Annotated in this window: 22 protein-coding genes; 14 read left to right on the forward strand and 8 right to left on the reverse strand. The window is 68.3% G+C overall.

The annotated features are described in order from the left end of the window. Window positions 1–288: 288 nt before the first annotated feature. Window positions 289–2415 carry a tetratricopeptide repeat protein gene (locus ACFWY9_RS19650; protein ID WP_378339466.1) on the forward strand — a complete coding sequence of 709 codons (2127 nt, stop codon included), beginning with the start codon at window positions 289–291 and terminating at the stop codon, window positions 2413–2415. On the opposite strand, the gene ACFWY9_RS19655 is transcribed toward ACFWY9_RS19650, so the two are convergent. Beyond that, on the reverse strand, window positions 2405–3949 hold the full coding sequence (locus tag ACFWY9_RS19655; protein WP_378339467.1) for a hypothetical protein: 1545 nt from the start codon (window positions 3947–3949) through the stop codon (window positions 2405–2407). The two genes, ACFWY9_RS19650 and ACFWY9_RS19655, sit on opposite strands and share 11 nt — an antisense overlap. Window positions 3950–4175: 226 nt before the next feature. Here ACFWY9_RS19655 and ACFWY9_RS19660 point away from each other — a divergent pair, with 226 nt between their 5' ends. Further along, window positions 4176–6194 (forward strand): hypothetical protein, encoded by a 2019-nt coding sequence (locus ACFWY9_RS19660; protein ID WP_378339468.1) that lies wholly within the window; start codon window positions 4176–4178, stop codon window positions 6192–6194. Here ACFWY9_RS19660 and ACFWY9_RS19665 read toward each other — a convergent pair. The 5 genes from ACFWY9_RS19665 to ACFWY9_RS19685 form a co-directional block, all read right to left on the reverse strand. Beyond that, a complete protein-coding gene (locus tag ACFWY9_RS19665; RefSeq protein WP_378339469.1) occupies window positions 6166–7368 on the reverse strand; it encodes a hypothetical protein in 1203 nt (400 codons plus the stop codon). The two genes, ACFWY9_RS19660 and ACFWY9_RS19665, sit on opposite strands and share 29 nt — an antisense overlap. Continuing rightward, window positions 7260–7799 (reverse strand): hypothetical protein, encoded by a 540-nt coding sequence (locus ACFWY9_RS19670; protein WP_378339470.1) that lies wholly within the window; start codon window positions 7797–7799, stop codon window positions 7260–7262. Before ACFWY9_RS19670 ends, ACFWY9_RS19665 begins: the two co-directional genes overlap by 109 nt. Before the next feature lie 73 nt (window positions 7800–7872). Then, window positions 7873–8214, reverse strand: coding sequence for a hypothetical protein (locus ACFWY9_RS19675; protein ID WP_378326010.1), 342 nt, complete (start codon window positions 8212–8214; stop codon window positions 7873–7875). A gap of 80 nt (window positions 8215–8294) precedes the next feature. Continuing rightward, on the reverse strand, window positions 8295–9044 hold the full coding sequence (locus ACFWY9_RS19680; protein WP_378339471.1) for a S1 family peptidase: 750 nt from the start codon (window positions 9042–9044) through the stop codon (window positions 8295–8297). A gap of 225 nt (window positions 9045–9269) precedes the next feature. After that, the gene (locus tag ACFWY9_RS19685; RefSeq protein WP_378326008.1) at window positions 9270–9644 is read right to left on the reverse strand and encodes an FKBP-type peptidyl-prolyl cis-trans isomerase; all 375 of its coding nucleotides are present in this window, start codon (window positions 9642–9644) and stop codon (window positions 9270–9272) included. Between the two features lie 151 nt (window positions 9645–9795). On the opposite strand from ACFWY9_RS19685, the gene ACFWY9_RS19690 reads away from it, so the two are divergent. From ACFWY9_RS19690 to ACFWY9_RS19710, 5 genes are all read left to right on the forward strand, one after another. Then, window positions 9796–13020 (forward strand): penicillin acylase family protein, encoded by a 3225-nt coding sequence (locus ACFWY9_RS19690; RefSeq protein WP_378326007.1) that lies wholly within the window; start codon window positions 9796–9798, stop codon window positions 13018–13020. A gap of 18 nt (window positions 13021–13038) precedes the next feature. Further along, window positions 13039–14013 carry an SGNH/GDSL hydrolase family protein gene (locus tag ACFWY9_RS19695; RefSeq protein ID WP_378326005.1) on the forward strand — a complete coding sequence of 325 codons (975 nt, stop codon included), beginning with the start codon at window positions 13039–13041 and terminating at the stop codon, window positions 14011–14013. Between the two features lie 21 nt (window positions 14014–14034). After that, on the forward strand, window positions 14035–15075 hold the full coding sequence (locus ACFWY9_RS19700) for a trans-sulfuration enzyme family protein (RefSeq protein ID WP_378326004.1): 1041 nt from the start codon (window positions 14035–14037) through the stop codon (window positions 15073–15075). A gap of 403 nt (window positions 15076–15478) precedes the next feature. After that, entirely contained in the window at window positions 15479–16171 is a 693-nt protein-coding gene (locus ACFWY9_RS19705; RefSeq protein WP_378326003.1) for a hypothetical protein, read from the forward strand. A gap of 3 nt (window positions 16172–16174) precedes the next feature. Then, window positions 16175–16774, forward strand: a complete 600-nt coding sequence (locus ACFWY9_RS19710) for a class F sortase (protein WP_378326001.1) — start codon at window positions 16175–16177, stop codon at window positions 16772–16774. Between the two features lie 101 nt (window positions 16775–16875). Here the strand turns inward: ACFWY9_RS19710 and ACFWY9_RS19715 are convergent, their stop codons facing one another. Together ACFWY9_RS19715 and ACFWY9_RS19720 are read right to left on the reverse strand one after the other, a co-directional pair. Then, window positions 16876–17919 (reverse strand): patatin-like phospholipase family protein, encoded by a 1044-nt coding sequence (locus ACFWY9_RS19715; protein ID WP_378326000.1) that lies wholly within the window; start codon window positions 17917–17919, stop codon window positions 16876–16878. Between the two features lie 100 nt (window positions 17920–18019). Next, window positions 18020–18763 (reverse strand): FadR/GntR family transcriptional regulator, encoded by a 744-nt coding sequence (locus ACFWY9_RS19720; protein ID WP_378325999.1) that lies wholly within the window; start codon window positions 18761–18763, stop codon window positions 18020–18022. Between the two features lie 86 nt (window positions 18764–18849). On the opposite strand from ACFWY9_RS19720, the gene ACFWY9_RS19725 reads away from it, so the two are divergent. The 7 genes from ACFWY9_RS19725 to ACFWY9_RS19755 are packed head-to-tail and all read left to right on the forward strand — an operon-like array spanning window position 18850 to window position 25841. Then, the gene (locus tag ACFWY9_RS19725) at window positions 18850–20340 is read left to right on the forward strand and encodes an ABC transporter substrate-binding protein (RefSeq protein ID WP_378325998.1); all 1491 of its coding nucleotides are present in this window, start codon (window positions 18850–18852) and stop codon (window positions 20338–20340) included. Continuing rightward, a complete protein-coding gene (locus ACFWY9_RS19730) occupies window positions 20337–21281 on the forward strand; it encodes an ABC transporter permease (protein WP_378325997.1) in 945 nt (314 codons plus the stop codon). The genes ACFWY9_RS19725 and ACFWY9_RS19730 overlap by 4 nt, the downstream gene beginning before the upstream one ends. Further along, window positions 21281–22111, forward strand: a complete 831-nt coding sequence (locus ACFWY9_RS19735) for an ABC transporter permease (RefSeq protein WP_378325996.1) — start codon at window positions 21281–21283, stop codon at window positions 22109–22111. Before ACFWY9_RS19730 ends, ACFWY9_RS19735 begins: the two co-directional genes overlap by 1 nt. Further along, window positions 22108–22851, forward strand: a complete 744-nt coding sequence (locus ACFWY9_RS19740) for an ABC transporter ATP-binding protein (RefSeq protein WP_378325994.1) — start codon at window positions 22108–22110, stop codon at window positions 22849–22851. The genes ACFWY9_RS19735 and ACFWY9_RS19740 overlap by 4 nt, the downstream gene beginning before the upstream one ends. After that, the gene (locus ACFWY9_RS19745; RefSeq protein WP_378325993.1) at window positions 22848–23633 is read left to right on the forward strand and encodes an ATP-binding cassette domain-containing protein; all 786 of its coding nucleotides are present in this window, start codon (window positions 22848–22850) and stop codon (window positions 23631–23633) included. The genes ACFWY9_RS19740 and ACFWY9_RS19745 overlap by 4 nt, the downstream gene beginning before the upstream one ends. Then, entirely contained in the window at window positions 23626–25089 is a 1464-nt protein-coding gene (locus ACFWY9_RS19750) for an aldehyde dehydrogenase family protein (RefSeq protein WP_378325991.1), read from the forward strand. Before ACFWY9_RS19745 ends, ACFWY9_RS19750 begins: the two co-directional genes overlap by 8 nt. Beyond that, window positions 25086–25841: an SDR family NAD(P)-dependent oxidoreductase gene (locus tag ACFWY9_RS19755; protein ID WP_378325989.1), complete on the forward strand. Its 756-nt coding sequence runs from the start codon at window positions 25086–25088 to the stop codon at window positions 25839–25841. The genes ACFWY9_RS19750 and ACFWY9_RS19755 overlap by 4 nt, the downstream gene beginning before the upstream one ends. The last annotated feature ends 90 nt before the right edge of the window (window positions 25842–25931 follow it).

A 25931-nucleotide genomic window follows, 5' to 3' on the forward strand; every position in this document is an offset into this window, starting at 1 on the left:
CTCTTTGTCCGGGCCCCGTGTGTCGGCCGGGGCCCATTTCCCGTTGTCCCGACCTCTCCCGGGGGCCGAGCCCCCGCACCCCCACGGTGCGGTCTGTCTCGACCCAGCGTGGTTGCGTCGGCCTCGGGCCTGGCGGCCCTGGCCTTGATGAGATGCACTCTTGCTTGTGGTTTCGGCGTAGGGCCTGGCGGCCCTCGCCTTGGTGGGATTTCTGGGCTTGGGTGCCTCTTTGTGCGCTTCTTGTGCGCTTTTTCTTGGTGTTGCGGGGGTGCGTACGGTGGGGAGGTCGTGACGTGGAGTCGGGCGAGGGGCGGGCTGGTGGGGGAGAGCGGCGACGGGGTGCGGAACGAGATGGGCGGGAGCGCTCGGAACGTTGTGCAGGTCGGGGCCGTTTACGGGGATGTGCGGTTCGGGGCGCCGGGCGAGGGGGCGTCGGCCGAGGCGCCGCAGCAGGTGCCGGTGCGGGTCGGGCACTTCGTCAATCGTGAGGCCGAGCTGGAGTTCGCGGGGAGCCTGGTCGATCGGGCGGGTGGCGGGCGGCCGGTCATCGTGGCGGTCCATGGGACGCCCGGGGTCGGGAAGAGTTCCTTCTTGCTGCGGGTCGCCGAGCGGCTCGGCGCGTTTCCCGGCGGGCAGCTGTACGCCGATTTCCGCGAGACCACCAGCGGGCCGGTGACCGGCGTCAACGACGTTCTCGCGGCTTTCCTGCGGGCACTCCACGTCGAGCCCGAAGTCATTCCCGCCGGACTCGGCGAACGAGCGGGCCTGTTCCGCACCAAGACCTCGGCGAAACCCGTGCTCGTCGTGCTCGACGAAGTCACCGACGCGGCGCAAGTGCTGCCGTTCGTGCCGAAGGCGCCGGGCAGCGCGGTACTGGTCGCGGGTACTTCCCAGCTGAGCGACCTGTTCGACGAGGGGGCCGAACTGGTGCCGCTCGAACCGCTGGACGCGGCGCACAGCGCGAAACTCGTCGCCGAGCTGAGCCGTCGCGATCTGTCCGCCGACCAGGAAGCCGTGTCGGACCTCGTCCGGCTTTGTGGCGGTTTGCCGGTCGCCTTGACCGTCGTGGCGGCGAAGCTGCGGACGCATCCGGGCTTGAGCGTGACAGCCCTGCACGAAGAGATCTCGGCCCACGGTCTCGCCGCGTTCCGGGCGGCGGGACGCGACAAGGTGTCGGCCGTCTTCTCCGTGGCCTACGCCGACCTCCCTGCCGATGTCGCCAGGCTGTATCGCCTGCTGTCAGTGCTTCCCGGGCCGGACTTCAGTGCCGAGATGGCCGCGGTGACGGCGGACATCTCCGTCAGGGAGGCGAAGGAACTGCTGGAGCACCTCGTGCTGCAGGCCGGTCTGCTCACCGAGGACACCCACGGCCGGTTTCACCTCCATGCGCTGGTGGCGCGGTACGCCCGGGAACGCGCGAGCGTCGAGGAACAAGCTGCCGAACTCGAGAAGGCGCTGCATCGGACGGCGAGGTGGCTGCTGGTCAGGGCGGCGTGGGCGGACCTGACGATGCTCGGTCCCGGCCGCTTCCGGTGCGCCGGCCACGACGCGCTGCTGACTACCGAAAACCCGTTCGCCGGAGCCGAAAAGGTGGCGCTGGCCTGGCTGGACGCCGAGCGGGCGAACCTCGTCGCGATGATGCGCGCCGCCGCCGAACACCGTTGGCACGACATCGCGTGGCAGCTCGCCGAAGCAGCCTCGGCCCTGTACCTCACCTGCAGGTACCTCGTCGACTGGGCCGAGTCGGCCGAACTCGGTGGGCGGGAGGCGAGGCTCGCGGGGAACGCCGGCGCCGAGGCTCGGCTGCGAAGTTTCGGTACTCGCGCGTCGAACGATCTCGACAAGATCGCCACCGAGCTGGCGGAGTCGCTCGCACTTGCCCAAGAAACCGGTGAGGCGCGGCTGATCGCGTCCATCTGGGAGCTGTACGGCCGCTACCACCACCGTCGTGCCGACTGGCCGAACGCGTTCGGCGCCTACGAAAAGGCGATCGAGCTGTTCACCGGCGAGCACGATGAGCGCGGTGTGGCCTTTGTCATGTACTTCCTCGGCTGTTCCCAGCGCGCTGCCGGGCAGCCCGAGGTCGCGCTCGAAACTCTCGAGCGGGCGCTGCCGCTCATCCGAGCGGTTCCCAACGCCCGGATGGCGGGACGCGCGCTGACCGAACTCGGCAGGGTCCGCGTGGACCTGGGCGAACCGGCGGCCGCGGTCGAGACCCTGCGAGAAGCGATCACCGTGCTCGAAGCCGGTGGGTATAAGTTCTACGAAGCCGGTGCGCACGAGATGCTCGCGACGGTGTCGGACGATCGCGACGTTGCTCGCCGGTCCCTGACGCGGGCCGTGGATCTGCTGGGCGAGCTGGGCAGTCCAAGGGTCGCGGAGGTCGCCGAACGGCTCCGCGAGTTCAGCGAATGACGGTGACGGAGGCCGTGTGCTCCGCCTTCCCGATCCGAAGCGTCACCACGGTGTTCGCGAATTGGCGGTTCGCCAGTAATACATAGGCGAGTGAACCGAGAGCGGCCGCGTCGCCCGACGAAGAAATCGCGGCTCGCTGTGCGTGCCGGGTGCGTACGACACATCCGTCCACGGTGGCGGCCGCGGCGAGCCGGGCGAAGGGATACGCGGTCAGTATCGACTCCGTCCACGCCCAGGCGTCTTCGGTTTCGGTGGATCGGGCACGAACCAGCACGGTCGCGCGTTCCGGGAGCCGCAGATTCGCTTCGCTCTCTTCGACGACGAGGTGGCGATTGTCACTTTCCGGCTGGACGGACGCCGGATACCGGGAAAGCGCGACGACGTCTCCGGTGAGCCTGCCCGAAACCCGGAAAGCCGTGACATCGCGGTATTCGGGTTCGGGATCCGGTGCGCGTAGCAGCGGCGGATCCGCTGCGGGCGGACTCAACGGGAGGTGGCGGTACACCTCGTCGCGCAGACGTTCCGTGGCCTTGCCGCGATGAGCGAAAACTCGGGACGTCACCACCTCGAAACGTCCCGGCGCGTGTGCGGCCGCATTCCGCGAGAGCTGCTCCCGCAGGTCATCGGCCGGTTCGAGCCGGTCGCCGATCCGGGCGAGTTCGGCGACCGGGCTCCCGGCGACGGTGTCCGGCTCGGCGCTCGACAGCAACAGTGGCTTGTCCAGCGCGGCCGCGTGCAGCCCCATCGAGCCGTGGTCGGTGATGATCTGGTCGGCGGCGACCAGCAACGCGTGCCAGCCGCGGTGCGGCGGAATCAGCCGGAGCCCGGCGTCCAGCGCGTCGGCCAGCAGTACTTGCAGATCGGCGGGGCCGTACCAGGCCCAGACGTTCGGATGCAGCACCAGGGCGACCTGGTATTCGTCGGCGGGAAGCTCGGCAAGCAGGCGGCGGGGCAACGTCCGCCAGGAGCCGATGATCGACGACTCGCCCCACGTCGACGCGACCAGCACCAGGCGCCGTCCGCCGGTGCCCAGCAGTGCCCGGTAACGCTCTCGCAGCGGGACACTCGCGAGCAATCTGTCACAGGTCGGATCGCCCACCACGATGGTGTTGCCCTGTGTTTCCCCGGCCGCCGCGCCGAGTTGGGCGACCTGTTCGGGATGACTCACGAAGAGCTTGACCCGCCCGGTCCGCAGCGTGTCGGCGGGTGGGAGCCCGGCCAGCCGTAGGCCGCCGTCGGCGGAATCGGGGACGTATTTGTTGAAGCCGAGTCCGTGCGGCAGCACGAGCACGGGTTTGGTGAGCACGCGGACGTCGACGTTCTCGCTCGCCGAGAGCGCCAGGTCGTAGTCGAGTTTCCTGACTTTCGGCCACGGCACGATGTCGTGCACACCCGAGTCGTGCAGCAGTTGTTCGACGCCACCGGCGAATCGGGTGCCGTTGCTGATGGTGAACCGGGCCCGGACGCGGAAGTCGTTCCGGAACAGGTCCATGGCTTCGAGGAGCCGCGCGGTCGACGTCAGTGTCCTCGCCACGAAGAGGACCGTGCGCTCACAACCGAAAGTTCCCCAGACGGCCTCGGAATCCCTTGGTACGAGGCGGTTTTGATGACGGTGTGTCATCCGACCACCTCCCCGTGATCTTGCCGCCTTGCCGGCCACTGTAGCCATCGTGCCCGATGGACCTGCCGGATTACCGCAAGGGTGTGACGGACCGTGATCGTGCGGTAGCGTGGGCTACTCCGGGACGGGGGTGTCAGGGGTGGGCGATCAGCACAACGAGTTCGGCGGCGAGGCGCGGATCGTCGTCCAGGCACACAACATCTACGGCGGAATGCGTTTTGGCGAGCCGGACGAACCGAGGTCCGTGCCCCAGCAGAACGGCCTGCCCCCGAAGTACTACACGAACAACGAGGTCCAGCTGCTTGAACTGGACCGGGGCCTCGCCGGAAGGGACGGGGACCGGCCGTGCGTGGCGATCATCCGGGGGACACCGGGGAGCGGCCGGAGTGAGCTGACCCGGGAGTGGATCCATCGGCATCGCGACGAGTTCCCGGACGGCCACTTTCTCGCTCCACTCGGCCGGACGACAGTCAAGGACGCGCTCGTTGGGATGCTCTTGGAGGCGAGTTTCGCGCTCGAACGGCTTCCGCCGACGGTTGAAGCCCTGTCGGCCATGTGGCGCGGTTGGAGCACCGGTAAGCGGGTAGCGCTCGTGATCGATGACGCGTTGTCTGCGGCTCAGGTCGAACCCCTCCTGCCGGGGCCGGGGCCGTCGGTGGTGCTGGTGGTCGAGGCGGGCGGACTCGGCGCACTGCGGGCGAGGCACGGAGCCGCGCTTGTCACGCTCGAACCCCTGGGGCCTGAGACGTCTCGCGTGCTCCTGGAACAGATGGTCGAGGACAAGGAACGGCTCGCAGCGGAACCAGAGGCAGTCGAGGCGCTCATCGCGGCGTGCGATGGATCCGTTGCCGCGCTCAACGTGGTCGGCGCGATGTTCATCGAGCACGAGCGCTGGAAGCCTTCGCGGCTGCACCAGACTCTCCAACGTCGCGGTGGCGTTGTGAAGGTTCTGCCGCGAGACGCGGTGTTCGACTTCGCCTTCGATCGGCTCGAACCACTCGCCCAGCGGTGTTATCTCGCCCTCGGCGCCCATCCTGGCGGTGACATGGCTTTGGCTTCGCTGAGCGCGGTGCTCGGTGAGGAAGCTGACGACGAGGTCGAGCAGCTCTTGACGATGAGGTTGGCGCAGGAAACGCAGGAGGAGCGGTATCTCGTTTCCGGGCTGGTGAAGGACCACGCCAGAAGCAAGGCCGCCGACGATGAACTGCTACGCGAGATCGTGTCCTGGTATGCCCGGCGTGGCTGGGAGGCGCAGGCGCTTGTCCAGACTCGGGACTGGGTAGGGAAAATATGGTCTGATCGTCCGGCTGCTTCGCACCAGTGGTCCTCGGAGGAAGCCGTGGCGTGGCTGCTCGCCGAGCGGGTGAACCTCGTCGAAGCGGCGAAGGCGGCTCATCGGCTTGGCGCGCATGAGGACGTCGTCCGGCTGTGTCTCGCGTTGTGGCCGATCCACCTTCGGCGGGGTTACGCGTTCGAGATGGCGGACGTGAACCGGCTCGGTTTCGAGTCCGCCGTGGCCTGGTCGAACGATCTCGCGGCGTCAGTGCTCGCCGTGCAGCGCGCGTTCGCCGCGATGGAACTGCGCGACTGGGACGACGCATTGTCCTTATTGGACACGGCTGCCGAATACGCCGGACGGGCTGATTCGCGCGAGGCCAAAGCCACCGTCGTGGAGACGCGTGGGCTGGTTCGGCTCGCCTGCGGCGATAGTGCGGGGGCCCGTGGGGAATTCCGGGAGAATCTGGCGCTGGCCCGGGAAATCGGTGATGCACGCCGGATCGCGCTCGCGCGGTTCCACCTGGCGAAGACCGAGGAACCCGCGGTGGCCATGTCCCTGCTCGACGAGGCCGCTGCCGCGCTGGACGAGGAACCGTTGAACCAGGCCAAAATCACGCTGTGGCGGGGTAAGAAACTCCTTGCGGCAGGGGATCTCGTGCGGGCCGCCGAAATCCTCGACGAGGTTGCCGTGGCCGCCGCCAAGAGTGCCTGGCATCGGGAACGGGCCGAAACGAGTGAGGCGAAGGCCGATCTCGCGCTGGAGTGTGGCGATCTGGCCGTCGCGCGGTCGCATCTCGAGGACGCGTTGAACGTGTACGCGCTGCGTGGGTTCACCGAAGAAGCGGTCGACATCAAGGTCCGGCTGAACGAATTGTCCTGACCTTCGCGGTATAGACGTGCCCTGCGACGTCGAGTCGTAACTCGGGCGGCGGTGCGGTGTCCGACGCGGCCAACAGGGAGACGAAGGCGTCCGGAACACCGTCGGCCGTCAGCTCCACCACCAGGCCGCTCGCGCTCGCGGCCAGCCACGACGAGTCGTTCGACGGAGTCGCGACCCACTGGCAGCCCGGAAGCGCGCGCAGCAGCACACCGGCCCAGTGCAGTGGGTCGGTGCGCGCCGCACCGATGACGACGTCGGCGAGTTCCAGCAGGCCGGCGTCGGCTCCATCGGCGTGGACGACGAGCTGGGCGTCGTCCCACCGGGGCTGCGGCGTGGCGGGATAGCGGGTCACCGCTCCAGCAGTGACCCGGACCGACAGCGCGGACGGGGTGACCGCGGGAAGCGCAGGCAGGGGAAGTGTGGGGAAGGCGGCTGCCCGCGGCGGCGGGGGCAGGTTCATTCCTTGGTAGAGCAGGGCGCGCAGGGCTTCCGCGGACTTGCCGGGCAGTGAGGTGGCCAGTTCGGTGATGTCGGCGTAGCGGCGCGGGTCGTGGTCGGTGATGGTCTGTTCGATGGAGTCGAGCGGGTCGGCGCCGAGCCGTGGGGCGCGACGGAGCAGGCGGGCGATCGGGGAGTCCGGATCGACGGCGTCTTCGGGGGCTTCCGCGAGCAGGAGCGGGGTGCCGAGGCACGCGGAGTAGAAGGTGACCGAACCGTGGTCGCCGATCGTCAGGTCCGCGGCGACGAGAGCGGACTGCCAGAGATCTTCGGTCGGCAGGACGTGCACACCCGCGTTCCGGCAGTCGTCGAGCCATCTTTCCAGCTGCCACGACGAATGCCCTTGACCGATGTTCGGATGCAGCGCCAAGACGAGCCGATAGGAATCCAGCGGAAGGTGTTCGGCGAGTTTCCGGGGGAGATCGGGAGTGCGGCCGAACAAGGATTTGCCGCCCCAGGTGGAGGAAAGGACGATGAGGCGCTGAGCGGGCCGGACGCCGAGCGCCTGCCGGTGGCTTTCCCGCAGGAGAAGGCTGGCCTGGAGGCGATCGAGGCAGGGATCGCCTGCTACAACAGCACGTTCGACGGCCGGCGGGCAGGACTGACGCAGTCTTTCGAGCTGTTCGTCATGGGAGAGGATGACGTGCGTGGCGACCGGGACACCGTTGTGCAGCAACCACGGGGACGACAACCCGAAAACCGGTTTCCGGTTTCCGGTTTCCGGTTTCCGGTTTCCGGTTTCCAGTTTCCAGTTTCCAGTTTCCAGTTTCCAGTTTCCAGTTTCCAGTTTCCAGTTTCCAGGAATTTATTGTATCCCATTCCGTGCGGCACAACTGTCAACGGCGCGCGCACTTCGTGCAGGTCACCGCCCCAGCTCGCGGCGATCGCCCAGTCGAACGTCATGCGTATCGCGTCGGGCCATGGCAGTACCGGGACACCGCGGCCGCGGAGATATTCCTCGGTCCCTGCGGTGAAAGCGCTCGAACCCGGGCAGGTGAACACCGTCTGGATGCGGTGGTCTCCCGCGTACAGCGCCACGACGTCGAACAGCCGGGTCGCCGCGGTGATGTTGTGCACGATGGCGAGCACGGTGCGTTCGGTGGCCACGGTCCGCCAGCGTGGCGTGAGCGAAAGCGGGGTGGGCACGAAGGGCGATGCTACCGAGCGGAAGCGGGCGAGGTCAGAAGCTCACGTTGCCGTGTATGTCACCCGCCTGCAGCACCTTGCCGCTGACGTTGCCGGAGATCTGGTTGGCGACGCCGCCGGATTCCGCGTGCTGCTGCACGTTGACGCGTTCCCATTCCGACCGGAGCTCTTCCGCGAACTCCTTGTCGGTGCTTTCGGCGGCTTCGAGCCGCTCGGCCAGCGCCTTGACGGTTTCGGGCTTGTCGGCGTCGGCCGCTTCCAGCGTGGCCACGGCGTTCTTGTCGCCGGAGAACTTCTTCTTCACGAGGTCGAAGAGAGTCGTGGCGGCCTTGGTCGCGAGCGTGGTCGCGACCGCCATCAGGATGGGCTCGGGCATCGGCTCTCCTCGGGCGGCGGTGGTCGACGTGGTCGCTGCACCACCCACGGTAGCCGAAACCCGAGCCCGGCGAGGCCGGATCAGCCGATGTGGCCGGCGATCCAGTCCGCGATCAGATCGACCCTCGACGTCGTCTCCAGGCCCGAGTGCGGACAGTCGGGCCCGTTGTTCTCGACGGCGATCAGCTGGCCGCCCGCGCCCGAGGGCAGGAAGTACGGCGCGCCCGAGTCGTACGCGCAGGCGCTCGTGGTGTTCGCCGGACTGACTCCATGCACGCCGAGCGTGGTTGGCCAGACCTGGCCCACCTCGACTACGCCCTGCTGGAGTTTCATGGACGGCTTGGGATTCGCGGCGGTCAGGCTGCCCCAGCCCGCGAGGGTGAGGCGTTGCCCGGCGGCCGGCGTCGCGCGGTTCACGGTGAGCGGCGTGATGTCGGTGACCGGCTGGTCGAGCTGGGCCAGCGCGACGTCGTTGGGACCGGCCTGGAGGACCTGGCTGATCTTGCGGGTCTCGCCCGGTTTCGTCGTCTGGTCGGACGTGCCGAGGGTGACGGTGGTCGGGTACGGGACATTGCCGGCGACGCGGTTGTTGTTCACGTCGTGAAAGCAGTGCCCGCTGGTGAGAACCCACTTCGGGGCGACGAGTGAGCCCGAGCAGACGCTGTTGTAGGTGCTTCCGCCGGGGTGTGGGACGCCCGTCAGCGCCAGCTTCGCGGCGAAGGCGTACTGGCCCTGTGGCACGTCGGAGCCGTTGGCCACCGCCGCGGCGGGCGAGGCTGTCGCCAGCCCGGCGGTGGCGCAGCCCAGTGCGAAAATCCCGGCGGAAAACACAGCGCGAACGGTGCCGATAGATACCAAACCGACCGAAAGTAAGCGTTTGTGCAGGTCAGTGGGCTGCCCTCGTCGGCTTACTTTCGGCCTAATTGGTAAGTGCACTCAAGATCCCCTTCGCCACGGCATCGGCCCGGTGGCCGATGATCGGCTTCCGAGGCTATCGACGGCGTGCGGCGCGGGTAAGTTCCTGTTCGGGTGACACTGGGTGAGGGTCGCTGACTCTCAGCTGACGCCGACGAGGTCGACGACGAAGATCAAGGTCTCGTTCGGCTTGATGACGCCCCCGGCGCCACGTTCGCCGTAAGCCAGCTGCGGCGGGATGACCAGCTTGCGGCGGCCGCCGACCTTCATCCCGGTGACACCCTGGTCCCAGCCGGGGATGACCTGGCCGACGCCGAGCGTGAACTGCAGTGCTTCGCCGCGGTCCCATGACGCGTCGAACTGCTCGCCGGTCGAGTGCGAGACGCCGACGTAGTGCACGTTCACCTTCGAGTTGACCGTGGCCTCAGTGCCGTCGCCAAGGGTGATGTCCGTGACCTCGAGTTCCGCGGGCGGTGGGCCGTCCGGGCGGTCGATCTGGGGCTTTTCCAACGTCATGGGGGTCACCGTACCTACGCGGTGTGAACTGCGCCGGACGGAGTACGACCTCCGGATGAACCCGGGTGAGGAAAACGCGAATCGCCTTCACAATTGTTGTACCCGTCGGTAGCGTGCTCTCCGTCACTCCACGAAGACGGGAGTCCGGGGCATGCGACGAGGCATCCGCACCTTGACCGTATCCGCGCTGGTGGGCCTGGTCGCGGGCCTGACACAGGTCGCCGCGAGCGCCGAATCCCCGCCCGTCGCGCAGGCCCTGCCCGGGAACGACTACTGCGCCGGGCAATGCGGCGACATCCTGCCGCCGGGCCAGAACGGCAATGCCACGCTCGCGGACATCCTCGCGCACAAGGCGTTCGGCACCCGGCCCGCGCACGCCGCCGACCAGCTCGGGAAGTACGCGAACCTCGCGTCCGGCTACAAAGGACTGACCACCGGGGCGATCAACCAGTTCTTCAACGACTCGTCCTTCGGGGTGCCCGCCGATCAGGTGGAAAGCGTTGTCAAACCCCGCGAAGACGTCACGATCACGCGGGACAAGGCCACCGGCGTCCCGCACATCCAGGGCACCACGCGCGCGGGCACGGAGTTCGGCGCGGGTTTCGCGGCCGGGCAGGATCGCCTGTGGCTCATGGACATCATGCGCCGGGTCGGCCGCGGCCAGCTGACCCCGTACGCGGGTGGTGCGCCCGCGAACCGTCAGCTGGAGCAGGGCTTCTTCTCCGGAGCGCCCTACACCGAGGCCGAACTGCAGCAGCAGATCGACCGGGTCGCCGGCTCCGGCCCGCGCGGCAAGCAGGGCCTCGCCGACGCGCAGGCGTACATCGACGGGATCAACAAGTACATCAACGACTCCTACAACGGCCGCTACTTCCCCGGTGAGTACGTGCTGACCGGGCACGTCGACGCGATCACGAACGCCGGGAAGATCGAGCCGTTCAAGCTGACCGACATGGTGGTGCTCGCCGCGCTCGTCGGCGCCCAGTTCGGTGGCGGGGGCGGCGGCGAGGTGCAGAACGCCATCGCGAAGCTCGCGCTGCAGGAGAAGTACGGACTCGAACAGGGCGAGAAGGTATGGAAGAGCCTGCGCGCCGAGGACGACCCCGAGGCCGTCAAGACGCTGCACGACGGCCAGACCTTCCCGTACGCCAACACCCCGGCGAATCCCCAGGGCGCGGCGATACCGGACAAGGGCTCGGTGACGGGGCAGCAACTCGTGTTCGATCCGACCGGCTCGGCGGCGAACGCCGACGCGGCGAAGGTCGCGGTTGCGGCGCCCAAGGACCAGGAGTCCGCGCGAGGCATCTTCGACAACGGTGTCCTGCCGGGCAACATGCTCAGCGAGAAACACGGGATGTCGAACGCGCTCGTCGTGTCCGGCGCGAAGACCGAGAGCGGGCATCCGGTGGCCGTGTTCGGCCCGCAGACCGGGTATTTCGCCCCGCAGCTGCTGATGCTCGAAGAACTGCAGGGGCCGGGCATCAGCTCGCGTGGCGCGTCGTTCGCCGGGATCAGCATGTACGTGCTGCTGGGCCGCGGTCAGGACTACTCGTGGAGCGCCACGACGTCGGCGCAGGACATCATCGACACCTACGCACTGGAGCTGTGCGAGCCGAGCGGCAAGACGCCGACGAAGGACTCGAACTACTACCGCTACCAGGGCCAGTGTCTCCCGATGGACACCGTGGAGCGCAAGAATTCCTGGTCCCCGACGGTCGCCGACGGCACCCCGGCCGGTTCGTACACCCTGCGCAGTTATCGCACGAAGTACGGGCCGGTGACGCACCGCGCGACGATCGGCGGCAAGCCGGTCGCCTACGCCTCGCTGCGCTCGACGTTCGACCACGAGATCGACTCGCTCATCGGGTTCCAGGAATTCAACGACCCGGACTTCATCCACTCCGCACAGGACTTCCAGCGCGCCGCGAGCGACGTCGGGTTCACCTTCAACTGGTTCTACGCCGACTCGAAGGACACCGCGTACTTCAACTCGGGCTCGAACCCGGTCCGTAAGTCCACTGTGGACCCGGCGATGCCGGTGTGGGGCGACAAGGGCTACGACTGGCAGGGCTGGAACCCGAACGGGAACCTCGCGGACTACACGCCGGCGTTGCAGCATCCGCAGGCGGTCGACCAGGACTACTTCATCAGCTGGAACAACGCGCAGGCCAACGGATACGCCGCCGCCGGTGCGGACAAGTCGGCGGTGCACCGCGGCGATCTGCTCGACGCGCGGGTCAAGAAGCTGATCTCCAGCGGTACCAAGGTCACCCGGGTGAACCTGACGCAGGCGATGGCGGAAGCGGCGCTCGCCGACCTCCGCGCGGAAAAGGTACTGCCATTGCTGCTGCAAGTGCTCGACAAGAGCCCGGTCACCGGTCCGGCGGCGGACGCCGAGGCGAAGTTGAAGGCCTGGTTGTCGAAGGGCGGGCTGCGGTCGGAAACCACGCCCGGCAGCAAGACCTACGCCGACGCCGACGCGATCCGGATCATGGACGCCTGGTGGCCCCTGCTGGTCATGGGCGAGTTCAAGCCGAGCATGGGCGACGCCTTCAAGCCGATGACCGACGTCCTCAAGATCAACGAGAGCCCGTCCGGGTTCCAGAACGAGGAGCCGGGCAAGCACGTCGGGCAGCCGCACCAGGGTTCCTCGTACCAATCGGGCTGGTGGGGCTACGTCAGCAAGGACATCCGGACGGTGCTCGGCCAGCCGGTCGCGGGCCCGCTGGGCGCGAAGTTCTGCGGCGGCGGCGATCTCACCGCGTGCCGTCAGGTGCTGCTCGACTCGCTCGCCCAGGCCGCCGCGCAACCCGCGAACGCCGTGTATCCCGGTGACGGCGACTGCAAGGCGGGCGACCAGTGGTGCGCCGACTCGATCATCCAGCGCCCGCTCGGCGGCATCACGCACGACAAGATCAGCACCCAGAACCGGCCCACCTTCCAGCAGGTCGTCGAGTACCCGGCACACCGGGGCGACAACGTCGCGAACCTCGCCGCCCGCAAACCGGTCGACGCCACGAGCCACGAAACCGGGTTCTACAACTCGCCGCCGGACAACGCCGTCGACGGCAATCCCTCGACACGCTGGGCCAGCGACTGGAACGACAACCAGTCGATCACCGTCGATCTCGGGTCGAAACAGCAGGTGGCGAGGGTGATCCTGCGCTGGGAGGCCGCCTACGGCAAGGCCTACAAGATCCAGCTGTCCGATGACGGCGTCTCCTGGCGCGATGCCGCTTCGGTGACCGACGGGAAGGGCGGAGCCGACAATCTCGCGTTCGCCGCGTCTCAAGCGCGATACGTCCGGATGAGCGGTGTCCAGCGCGGCACGAAGTACGGCTACTCACTGTACGAGTTCGAGGTCTACGCACACTAAGACTGGGGAGAAACAACGATGTTTCGCACAAGACTGGCCGCCGTCGCGCTCGCGGCGGTCGCCGCCGCCGCGGTTCCCGGGGTGGCCTCGGCCGCCCCCGCTTCCTTCAAGCACTACGTGTCGATGGGTGACTCCTACACCGCCGGGCCGCTCATCCCCTGGCAGCGGCTCGATCCGCTGACCTGCTTCCGCTCGACGAACAACTACCCGTCGTGGCTGGCGGCCAACCTGAAGATCGCCGACCACACCGACGTCAGCTGCAGCGGCGCGGACACCACGCACATGACGAAGCCGCAGAGCATTCCACTGTGGACGGCCGCGCCCCAGTTCGACGCGCTGAAGCCGGACACCGACCTCGTGTCGCTCGGCATCGGCGGCAACGACTTCGGCGTGTTCGGCACGCTCGTCGGCGACTGCCCGAAGCTGACCGCGTCGGACCCGACCGGCACGCCGTGCCGCGACAAGTACACGGTGAACGGCGTCGACACCATCAAGGCCAAGCTGGTCGACACCCAGGCACGGATCACCGAGGTGCTCCGCGGCATCCACCAGCGCTCGCCGAAGGCGAAGGTGCTGCTCGTCGGTTACCCGCGGATCGCCCCGTCGTCCGGCTACTGCCCGGACATCCTGCCTTTCGCCGATGGTGACGGGCACTGGCTCGACAGCGTCGAACAGGCCTTGAACCAGGCGCTCGCGAATGCGGCGAAGAAGGACGGCCGGACAACGTACGTCGACACGTACGGCCCGTCGCTCGGCCACGACGCCTGCGCGACCGGTGGTGCGGCGTGGATTCAGGGCAAGGACCTCAACCTCTTCGCCGCCGCGCCGTATCACCCGAACAAGGCCGGTGAGATCGGCGTCGCGAGCATCATCAAGAACAAGCTCACCGGCCGGTCCGCGTTGGACAAGGCACCGGCGACGGCGGGTGTTCCGGTGGCGGATCCGAAGGTGACCGGCGAGCTTGTGACGAAATCGGGCGTGCTCACCCACTAACCTGCGGATACCGTGACCGGCATGGACGACTGGTCACCCCGCACGCTGGCGATCGCGGCCGGACGGCCGGACGGGCCCGGCGAACCGCTGAACACGCCGCTCGTGCCCGCGAGTTCGTTCGGCGCGGGCGGCGAGTTCACTTACGCCCGCTCCGAAGGCACGCCGACGTGGGCGGCGTTCGAAGAGGCCATCGGTGCGCTCGAAGGCGGGCACGCCACGGCGTTCGCCTCGGGCGTCGCGACGCTGTCCGCGGTGCTGGACCTGCTGCCGGTCGGCGCGCGCGTCGCCGTGCCGACGTTCAGCTACGCGGTGACCCGTGGGGTGCTCGCACACGCGCAGCGGCTCGGGCGGCTGACCGTCACCGAGCTGGAGCCGACCGACACCGCGGCCTGGGTCGCCGAGGCGGCACAGGCGGATCTGCTGTGGCTGGAGTCGCCGACCAACCCGACGCTGGATGTCATGGAGATCGCCACCATCGCCGCGGCCGCGCGCGGGCGGGTCGTCGTGGACAACACGTTCGCGACGCCGCTCGCGCAACGGCCCCTGACGATGGGAGCGGACATCGTCGTGCACAGCGCGACGAAGCTGATCGGCGGGCACAGCGATCTGCTGCTCGGCGTCACCGTCGCGGCGGACGAAGCCCTCGCACGCGAACTGCGGGAGGCGCGGACCAGGGTCGGCTCGACGCCGGGCACGCTCGAAGCGTGGCTGGCGCTGCGCGGCCTGCGGACGATGCCGGTGCGGCTGCGGGAGCAATCGGCCACCGCGGCACTGCTCGCCGAGCGGCTCGGCGGGCACCCCGCGGTGACTCGCGTGCGGTATCCGGGCAGCGGCATGATGCTCGCCTTCGAGCTGCCGGACGCCGATGCCGCCGACAAGGTGTGTGCGTCGGTGCGGCTCATCCGCTCGGCCACAAGCCTGGGCGGGGTGGAGAGTCTCATCGAGCGGCGGGCGTGGCTCGCGGGCGAGGAACGTGTGCCGCCGGGGCTGATCCGGTTCAGTGTCGGGCTGGAGGATCCCGAGGATCTGTGGAAGGACCTCACCGCCGCTCTCGGGGTGTGAAGGTATCCACAGTTCCGTGGGTAAGTATCCACAATTGGGGACAAAGGGTTTTCTCTTCACCTTCGAACAATGCGAGGGCGGATCCGGAGAAAGGATTCGGTCAGCGAGTGGCTCCCGGACGGCGGAAACCGCAGATTTCGTGGGCTATCGTTCCGGCGGGGAAAGTGTTACCGTCGGCGTTGCGGCGCTGAGGTCTTTCTCTGGACCATAACGCGTGGCCGTTCCTATCGGCCGGTTCGCCGCCTTCGTTACCGGTTTGACCAGTGTCTTTTGTCACCACTTTAACGTTTAGTTTTTGCCGTCCGCATACGGCAGGATCGCGCTATCACCCGATCGAGTGAGGTCGTGGGTGTTCGCCCGGTGGGGGTCACCGCGCGTTCTGAATGATTCTTTGGAGCTCATCTTGAAGAAGACGATGGGTCGTCTCGCGGGCGCTGTGCTCGCGGCCGCCCTCATCACCGCGGCCGTTTCGCCGGCCGCGCTGGCGGACGACACGACGCCCACCAACGCCGCGTCGGTGCCGACCACCACCGAGGCACCTCCGACGACGACGACGCCGACCGCGCCGACTTCGGAGAATCCCACCACGGAGCCGACCAAGCCCACGGAGCCGACGAAGCCGACCGAGCCCACCAAGCCGACCGAGCCGACGAACACGAACACCACGAAGCCGACTCAGCCCACGAAGCCGACCAGCTCGCAGCCCGAGCTGCCGGGTGAGGGTGCTTACGAGGACGACGTGGCGTACGGCATCGACCTGGAGGGCAATGCGGGCGTCCTGCTCATCGCCTGTGCCGCCGGTCAGCCGACCGAGGTGTACTCGTCCGAGTTCGACCTGCTTGAGGGCCCGAACCAGTCCGAAGAGGACGGTCGGTACTGGACCTGGCTCGTGCAGCGGCACGAGGGCGTCAGCTTCGACACCGGCAACGTGAAGCTGCACTGGAAGTGCGGTGGCAGCAAGCCGGTCGACAACCCGGTCAAGCCCGGTGGCGGCGCCGGTGCCGGTGCGCCCGGCAACAAGAGCGGAAACTCGCAGGTCAAGTACGCGCCCAAGGGTGGCGTCGAGACCGGCTTCGGTGGCACGGCCGCGGCCTGATCGATGGTGACGAAGTTCGGACAGGGCGGCCGCGTGGTCGTGGCCGCCCTGGCCCTTTCCCTGACACTGGCCGGCTGTGGGTCGTCGGATCCGGCCCCGGCCGCGCAGCCGACAGCGCCTCCTCCCGCCGTACCGGTGACCAAGCCGTTCGACGGTCTTCGCCCGACCTCGGTCAAGATCCCGAAGATCGGCGCGGAGTCCTCGCTGATTTCCGTGCTGCCGAACAAGGACGGCAAGATCGCCGTCCCGTCGGTGAAGACGCCGATGCAGGCCGCGTGGTACCGGCTGTCCCCGGTGCCGGGCGAGACCGGCCCCGCGATCGTGCTGGGGCACGTCGACGGCAACAAGCAGCCCGGCATCTTCTTCAAGCTCAAGGACGTCGCCGCGGGCGACGAGGTGTTCATCGACCGCAGTGACGGCAAGAAGCTGAAGTTCGTGGTGGACCGCAAGGACGAGGTGCCGAAGGAGCAGTTCCCGAACGACGCGGTCTACGGCAACACCGACAAGCCGCAGCTGCGGCTCATCACCTGCGGTGGTGCCTTCGACCAGGCCGAGCACAGCTACAAGAACAACGTCATCGTCTACGCCCATCTGGCGGCGTAACGACGTGGCCCGAACGCCCCAATGTGGCATTGGGTGCGCTCAACGCACCGAATGTGGCGTTCGGTGCGTCAGACGCAGCGAACGCCACATTGGGGCGCTGGTCAGCCGACGCCCGCCGCGGGATAGGGGAAGGCGGCGGGCGCCGTCGCGTCCGGGCACACCCAGCGGCGCATCCCGGCGTCACAGACGGCGTAGCCCCAGTTGATCAGCCTGTCCTGCAGGATCTCCGGCAGCCTGGTCAGCCGGGTCGGCGTTTCGGCGAGCACGTGGGTCTTCTCGACCGGCGCCGGCAACGTGTCCGGCAGCTCGAAGTTCGCGATGTCGCCGTAGCTGCCCCAATACGTGCCGTCGAAGTCTTTGTCCACATAGGACTTCAGCAGCGAGCCGGTGCGTAGTTCGCGAACCTGGTTGTCGACCACGTCGAGCACCCGCTTCATCTGCCGCGGCCAGCTCCGCTTGACGTTCCTGACGTAGGGCATGCGTTTGCCGGCGTCACTCACCAGTACCGTCGCGCACTGGCCGTCGACCGGGTCGAGGCCGAGGTTGTCGTACATGCCGGCGTCGCCGAGCACGACCTTGCGTTTCCGGTTGTCCTCCAGCGGGTTCGGGATCACCACCGGGGAGAGCACCGGCGGGAACGCCGAGGACGCGGCGACCGCGGTCGCCAGCGGGAGCTTCCCGTGTGGTCCGTTCTGCCGGAAGAACCACCACAGCGTGCCGTCCTGCATGTTGGTCGCGGTGAACACGAACTGCGGGCCGTCCGGGCTGAGCTCGTCGAGGCTGCAATCCCCGAACAGATGCTTCGCGTAGGCGCGGGCCAGCTGCTCCCCGACGCTGCGCCAGGGAAGCATCATCGCCGTGAGCACCACCGGGACGTCGAGCTTCGTCCGCGCGAGTTTGCGGATCGGCCGCACGAACTCGGCGTCGAGGTTTTCCGCGATCCCGTCGGCGAAGCGAAGCTTGTGCCACGCGTGTGCCAGCACGCCCGCCGCGATCGAGCCCCCGGAAACGCTGGACACGGTGGTGATCCTGGGCAGCCAGCCGAGTTCGTTGAGCCGCCACAACGCCCCGGTGTGGAACAGCATCGCGCGGTACCCGCCGCCGGAAAGCGCGAGTCCGACGCCTTGTCGCCGAAATGTGGTCATATCCATGGCATCCCCCACGTGCGATGAGTGTAGGGGGAGTCGCAAGTACCCCGAGTCCTGTTACCCGGAGCCGGATTATCCGCCGGATGGCGTAGGCGGATCAATCCAGCAGAGGAGTGAGCAGCCGGTGATCCTCCGTAGGCACGTATTCGGCGTAGTTGTCGTACAACGCCTGTTTGGCCAGGTGAGAGGCGCGGCCACCGTCGGCGTCGCGGATCGCTTCGAGGACGTCGGCGTGGTGGGTCAGCCAGGCACGCATCAGTGAAGTCCGGTCTTGTGCGTGCTCCAGCTTGTCCTCGATGAGTTCGAGGACGACGCCGCGCACGACCTCACTGCTGATCACCAGCAGCGGATTTCCCGACGCCCGCGCGATGATCTCGTGGAACGCGACATCGGCGTGGCTGAACTCGGCGAAACCCTGCTCGGCGCCCGACCGCATCGCGGCGAGCGCGGCGTCCAGATCGGCCAGGTCATCCTCGGTGCGCAGCTGCGCGGCCAGCAGATGCGCCGACCCGTCGAGCGTCATCCGGAACTGCAGCAACTCGGCGAGCCCGACGTGCTCGGCGCGGGCGAGCCGCTGCATGGAGCGCTGCAACGCGGCCGGTGACGCGGCCAGCACCTCCGGGCCACGCGGATCACCGGGCCGGGAGCGGATCATTTCCGCCGCCTGCAACACCCGGAGCGCCTCGCGCACGGTCGAGCGGCCGACGCCGAACTGCGTCATCAGTTCACGCTCGCTGGGCAGCCGCTCGCCGGGTTTCAGCCGGCCGCTGAACACGGCTTCCTCGATCTGCTCGACGACCCGTTCGTAGGCGCGGACCGGGGCGACCGGTTCGAATCTCATCCCGTTGCACCCCCTTGACCACTGCGTCCTGCGGTGCGAAGGTTACTGGTCAGACCAGTGTACCGCCAGAGCATGGTGGAGGGCGTATGAAGAGCCGGCTTCCCGCCGCGGCACTCGCGCTGCTGCTGGTGACGTCCGGCTGCTCGGCGGGCTCCAGCGCGAGCGTCTCGGGCGGGCCGGACACGCTGTCCGTCGGCTTCACCGCCGAACCCGCGAACTTCGACTTCACGCACAGCGACGGCACCGCGATCCCGCAGGCCTTGCTCTACAACGTCTACGAAGGCTTGGTGAAGCTGGACGCCGAAAGCCATATCGTCCCGCTCCTGGCCGAGTCGTGGACGATCAGCCCGGATCGCAGGACGTACGACTTCCAGCTGCGCAAGGGCGTGAAGTTCGGCAACGGCGCGGAGTTCACCGCGGACGACGTCAAGTTCTCGCTGATGCGCGTCAAGACCGACTGGACGATCTCGATCAAGTCCACAATGGACGTCGTCGACCACGTCGACGTGGTGGCGCCGGACCACGCGCGCGTCGTGCTGACCAAGCCGAGCAACGGCTGGCTGTTCAGCCTCACCAGCAGACTTGGCGCGATGTTCAGCCGCACCGGCGCCGGGGATCTGGCGAACAAGCCGATCGGCACCGGGCCGTACGTCGTGGCGTCCCGCAAGCGCGGCGATTCCGTCGTGCTCAAGGCGAATCCGGCCTACTGGGGCCGGAAACCGGCGTACGGGACCGTGGTACTCAAGTACATCAAGGACCCGACCGCGCTCAACAACGCCTTGCTGTCCAACGGAATCGACGTCATTTCGGCGATCACCGCGCCGGACTCGATCCCGCAGTTCACTGGTGACGACCGGTTCACCGTCGTCCAGGGCAGTACGAACAGCGAGGTCACGATGGCGATGAACAACGCGCGTGCCCCGCTGAACGACGTCCGCGTGCGGCAGGCGCTGACCTACGCGATCGACCGCAAGGCACTGCTCGACACCGCGTGGGGCGGCCGCGGCACGTTGATCGGCAGCATGGTCCCGCCGACGGATCCCTGGTACGAGGACCTTTCGACGTACTACCCGTTCGACCCGGCGAAGGCGAAATCCCTGCTCGCCGCAGCGGGCGCGACGAATCTCAATCTGCGGCTGCGGATCCCGAACCTCCCATACGCGGTGTCCGCCGCGCAGGTCGTCGCCTCACAGCTGGCCGACGTCGGTGTGCACGTGACCATCGAGCCGCTGGACTTCCCGGCGGTGTGGCTCAAACAGGTCTTCACCGACCACGACTACGACCTGTCGATCATCCAGCACGTCGAGGCCCGTGACATCACGACGTTCGGCAAGCCCAAGTACTACTGGGGTTACGACAACAAGGACGTCCAGCGGCTGCTGGCCGAGGCGGACACCGGGACGCCGGAACAGCAGGTCGCGGACATGCGCCAGGTGGCGAAGCGGCTCACCGCGGACGCCGCTGCGGACTGGCTTTTCCTGTTCCCCAACGTGATCGTGGCGAAGTCGAAGGTCACCGGGTTCGTGCGGAACCAGGTCAGCGAATCCTTCGACCTCACCGGATTGGCGCCGCGATGACCGTCAAGGTGCTTCGGCGCATCGCGATCCTGCTGGTCAGCGTGTTCGCGGCGTCCATTGTGGTCTTTCTCTTCATGGCCGTGCTGCCGGGCGATCCCGCGCAGGTAGCCCTCGGCGTCAACGCGACGCCGGAACTGGTCGCGAAGACCCGTGCGGAGTTCGGCATCGACCGGCCGCTGGTCACGCAGTACTTCGACTGGATCGGCGGTGTCCTGCGCGGCGACTTCGGCCGCTCGTACGTCACGCGCGAGGCGATCGGGCCACAGCTGCTCGACCGGCTCGGCGTGACGTTGTGGCTGGTCGGCGCGGGCATGCTGATCGCGGTCGTGATCGCCGTTCCGGTCGGGACGTTCGCCGCGGTGCGACACCGGAAGCTGTCCGGCGCCGGCGTTTCCGGGCTGTCGCAGATCGGTGTCGCGATTCCCGCGTTCCTCGCCGGGATCATCCTGGTGCAGATCTTCGCGGTGCAGCTGCGCTGGCTGCCTTCGGGCGGGTGGACGCCGCCGAACCAGGACTTCGGCGAGTTCCTGCGCGGGCTCGTGCTTCCGGCGTTGTCGCTCGGCCTGGTGCAGGGCGCGGTCGTGACGCGCTACGTCCGCTCGGCCGTGCTGGACACGCTGGGACAGGACTATTTGCGCACCGCGCGGTCGAAGGGCCTGCGGCCGGGGCAGGCGCTGTACCGGCACGGGCTGCGCAACGCAGCCGTCCCGGTGGTCACCGTGCTGGGTCTGCAACTCGCGACGCTGCTGATCGGCGCGGTGGTCGTCGAGCGCGTGTTCGTCCTGCCGGGGCTGGGCAGCATGCTGCTCGACGCCGTCGCGGCGCGGGATCTGCTGACCGTGCAAGGAATCGTGCTGGTGCTGGTGGTCGGCGTGCTGCTGGTGAACTTCGTGGTCGACGTGCTGTACACGGCGCTCGACCCGAGATTGCGGGGTTCGTGATGGCCGTGGTCACCCGGAACCGCAACGGCAGCCTGGTCGTCGGGCTGGTACTGGTCGGGCTCGTCGTGCTCGCGGCGCTGGTGTCGTTCCTGTGGACGCCGCACGATCCGGTCAAGGTCGACGCCGCGCACCGGCTGCTCGGACCCGGCGGCGAGAACCTGTTCGGCACCGACAAGTTCGGCCGCGACGTGTTCAGCCAGATCATGGTCGGCGCGCGTACGACGCTGTACGTCGGCGTGGTCGCGGTCGGGATCGCCGCGGTGATCGGCACCCCGCTCGGGATCTTCGCCGCGATGACGCCGCGCTGGCTCGGCGAGTTCGTCATGCGCGTCAACGACCTCGTGCTCGCGTTTCCCGCGCTGCTGCTGGCGATCATGTTCGGCGCGGTGTTCGGGGCGGACACGCTGACCGCGATGGTCGCGATCGGCATCGCGACCATCCCGTCCTTCGCGCGGATCGCGCGGTCCGGCGCGTTGCAGATCCTGAGCAGTGAGTTCGTCCTGGCGGCGCGCTCGGCGGGGCGGTCGCGGCTGAACATCGCCGTGCGCCACGTGGTCCCGAACATCGCCGGACTGCTGATCGTGCAGGCGTCCGTGTCGTTCGCGATCGCCGTGCTCGCCGAGGCCGCGCTGTCGTTCCTCGGGTTCGGCACCCGGCCGCCGACGCCGTCGTGGGGCCGGATGCTCCAGGAATCGCAGGAACTCCTGACCTCCTACCCACGGCTCGCGCTGGTCCCCGGTATCGCGATCGCCGTCGCCGTCCTCGGCTTCAACCTCCTCGGCGACGGCCTGCGCGACCGTCTCGACCCCCGATTGGCGGCCCGGCTATGACGCTGGAAGTACGCGGGCTCACCGTGGCGGGGCTGGTCAGGGACATCTCGTTCGAGATCGGGGCGGGTGAGCGGGTCGGGTTGATCGGTGAGTCCGGGTCGGGGAAATCGCTGACGGCGTTGTCGGTCATGGGCCTGCTGCCCGAGGAGCTGACGGCCAAGGGGTCGATCAAGCTCGACGGTCGTGAGCTGCTCGGAGTGTCCGAAAAGGACATTTCGCGACTGCGGGGCAATGAGCTGTCGATGGTGTTCCAGGAGCCGATGACCGCGCTCAATCCCGCGATGCGCGTCGGCAGGCAGGTCGCCGAACCGATCCGGATCCACGGCACGCGACGTGATCCCGGCAAAGCCGCCGACGAACTGCTCGACTCCGTCGGCCTGCCCGGCACGTCCCGCGCGTATCCGCATCAGTTGTCGGGCGGACAGCGGCAGCGTGTCGTCCTCGCGATCGCGCTGGCGAACAATCCGAAACTGCTCATCTGCGACGAGCCGACCACCGCGCTCGACGTCACCGTGCAGGCGCAGATCCTCGACCTCATCCGCGCGCGGCTTTCCAGTGCGAGCGCGCTGTTGTTCATCACGCACGACCTCGCCGTGGTCGCGTCGGTGTGCGAACGCGTGCTCGTGATGCTGGACGGCGAGATCGTCGAATCCGGCACCACGCGTGAAGTCCTGACCGCGCCGAAACACGAGTACACCCGCAAGCTGCTGGCCGCGTCGGATCTGGAGGCCCGCCGATGACGCCGATCATCGAGGTCAAGGATCTGGAACGCCGTTACGCGCGGCGGGACGTCCACGCGTTGCGCGGGGTGTCGTTCGACGTCGAGGCCGGACAGCGCTTCGGGATCGTCGGCGAATCCGGCTCGGGAAAGTCCACTTTGGTCAGACTGCTCGCGGCGCTCGACAAGCCGACCGCCGGGTCCGTGACGTTCCAAGGGCAACGGATCGACACGCTGCCGGAACGCAGGCTTGGCTTCCTGCGGTCGGAACTCCAGATCGTGTTCCAGGACCCGATGGGCTCGCTCGATCCGCGCATGCGTGTCCGGGACATCGTCGCCGAACCGCTCGGCCGCGCTGCGGGGCGTCGCGAGCGGGTCACCGAGATGCTCGCCGCCGTCGGGCTTCCCGCGGATGCGGCCGAGCGTTATCCGCACCAGTTTTCCGGCGGGCAACGCCAGCGGATCTCGATCGCCCGTGCGCTCGCGCCGAACCCGAGCGTGCTCGTCGCCGACGAGCCGGTCAGCGCACTGGACGTCTCGGTGCGCGCACAGATTCTCGACCTGCTTGCCTCGCTGGTGGAGACGTTCTCGTTGACGCTGGTGTTCGTCTCGCACGACCTCGGTGTGGTGCGGCACGTGTGCGATCGCGTCGCGGTGATGCGCCGCGGCGAGATCGTTGAACTGGGCGACGTCGACCAGGTCTACGACGCGCCACAGCACGAGTACACCCGGGAGCTGCTCGCGGCCGCGCCCAGCCTGCGTGCCGCGCTGGCCCGGCTGAGCGAAGGGGGCGAAGATGGCTAGGTTCGAAGTACTCTTTACCGCTGAGAACCCATCAGCAGAGTATCCGGAGGGCCTGCCGATCGGTGCCGATTGGACGTCCACAGTGGACACGGCGCCGGTGGTGTTCCCGTACGACGGCAGCGTCGTCGGTCAGGCGCCGGTCGGGACGCCGGAGCTGGCGCGGAAGGCGATCGACGAAGCCGTCGCCGTCGCTCGTGAGGTCGCGGCGTTGCCCTCGCGGACTCGGCGTTCGATCCTCAACGACGTCGCAGCCGCGGTGGCATCGCGGCGTGCGGAGTTCGAACAGCTTTTGGTGCTGGAGACCGGGAAGCCGCTGGTGGACTGCCGGGTCGAGGTCGCCCGCACGATCGTCACCTGGCAGGCGGCGGCCGAGGAGGTCTCGCGGTTGCACGGCGAGACAGTGCCACTCGACCTGCTGCCTTCGGGCGACGGGCTGGTCGGGTTCTGGAAGCGCAAGCCGATCGGCATCGTCGTCGGGATCGCCGGGTTCAACTACCCATTGCTCCTCGCCTCGCACAAGATCGCGCCCGCCGTCGCCGCGGGCTGCCCGGTCGTGGTGAAACCCGCGCCGCAGACGCCCCTTGCCACGTTGTGGCTGGTCCACCTGGTGCGTTCGGTGACGGACGTTCCCACGATGGTCCAGTTGGTCACCGGCGATGCCTCGGTGGGCTCGGCGCTGGTCACCGACCGGCGGATCGGCGCGGTGTCCTTCACCGGCTCGGCCGCGGTCGGCCACCGGATCGCGCGCGACGCGGCGCCGACGAAGACGTTGCTGGAGCTGGGATCCAACGCCGCACTGGTCGTCGCCGAGGATGCCGACCTCGACGCCGCGGCGGACGCGGTGCTGCGTGGCGGGTTCTACGCCTCCGGCCAGGCGTGCATCTCGGTGCAGCGGCTGCTGGTGGTGGACGCGGTCGCCGACGAGTTCACCGAACGCGTGCTGTCCCGGCTCGGCGAGGTCGTCATCGGCGACCCGAGGGACGAGAAGACGCGGGTTTCGGCGCTGATCGACGAGGGGTCGACGCAACGCGTCCTGGACTGGGTCGACAAAGCGACATCCTCGGGGGCGCGGCTGCTCGCGGGTGGCAGTGCGGAGGGGCCGGTGATCCGGCCGACCGTGCTCGCCGACGTCCCCGACGGCGTCGACTGCTGGGACGAGGAAATCTTCGGTCCGGTCGTCTGCCTGCGCACGGTGTCCGATGTGGACAGTGCGTTCGCCGCGGTCAACGCGTCGCGCTACGGGCTGCACGCGAGTGTGTTCAGCCGTTCGCTGAACACCGCGTTCCGCGCGCTGGACGAGCTGGAGGTCGGCGGCGTCGTGATCAACGAGGTGCCCGGGTTCCGGTCCGACACCATGCCGTACGGCGGGGTCAAGGACTCCGGGATCGGCAGGGAGGGGCCGCGGTTCGCGGTCGAGGAGCTGACGGTGACCAGGATGGCGGTGTTGCGGCCGTGAACTACGAGAACTTGTTCCGGCTCGATGGCAAACGCGCGGTCGTGCTCGGCGGCGGCAGCGGGATCGGCCGGGAATCCGCGCGGGCGCTGGCCGCGCACGGTGCGTCGGTGATCTGTGCGGATCGCGACGTCGCCTCCGCACGCGAGACGGGCGTCGGCGACGCGTACGAGATCGACATCCTCGCGCCGGGTGCGATCTCACGCGCCGTGGCCGACCTCGGCGAGGTCGACATCGTTGTCCTGACCGCCGCGACCAACGTACGCAAACGTTTGCTCGACTACACCCGCGAGGAGTTCGACCGGGTGATCGCGTTGAATCTCGGCGCGACTTTCGATGTCGTGCGGGCCTTCGGCGCCGGTATGGTCGAGCGGGGGCGGGGCAGCATCATCGGGTTCTCGTCGATCCGCGGGACCACCGTCGAGCCTGGCCAGGGGCCGTATTCGGCCACGAAGGCCGGGCTGGTCCAGCTCTTCCGCACGGCCGCCGCGGAGTTCGGCCCGGCCGGGGTCCGGGTCAACGCGATCGCGCCCGGCGTCGTCGAAACTCCGCTGACGGCGCAGATCAAGGCGAACCCGGAGTGGTACGACGCCTACGCCACCAAGGGTGCGCTGGGCCGCTGGGCGCGCCCGGACGAACTGGCGGGCGCGGTGGTCTACCTGGCCTCGGACGCGTCGAGCTTCGTGACCGGGTCGGTGCTCGCCGTCGACGGTGGCTGGACCGCCGTCGACGGCCGCTTCACCCCGCCCGCCTGACCTTACGGGGTTGGCGCCCTCACCGGGGTGTTGCCGCGGGAGGGGGCCGTCCCCGGCCGCCGGGGAGGGGGGAACGCCTGCGGGGGTTGG

Source organism: Amycolatopsis sp. NPDC059027 (genome assembly GCF_042739735.1).
Taxonomy (GTDB): domain Bacteria; phylum Actinomycetota; class Actinomycetes; order Mycobacteriales; family Pseudonocardiaceae; genus Amycolatopsis.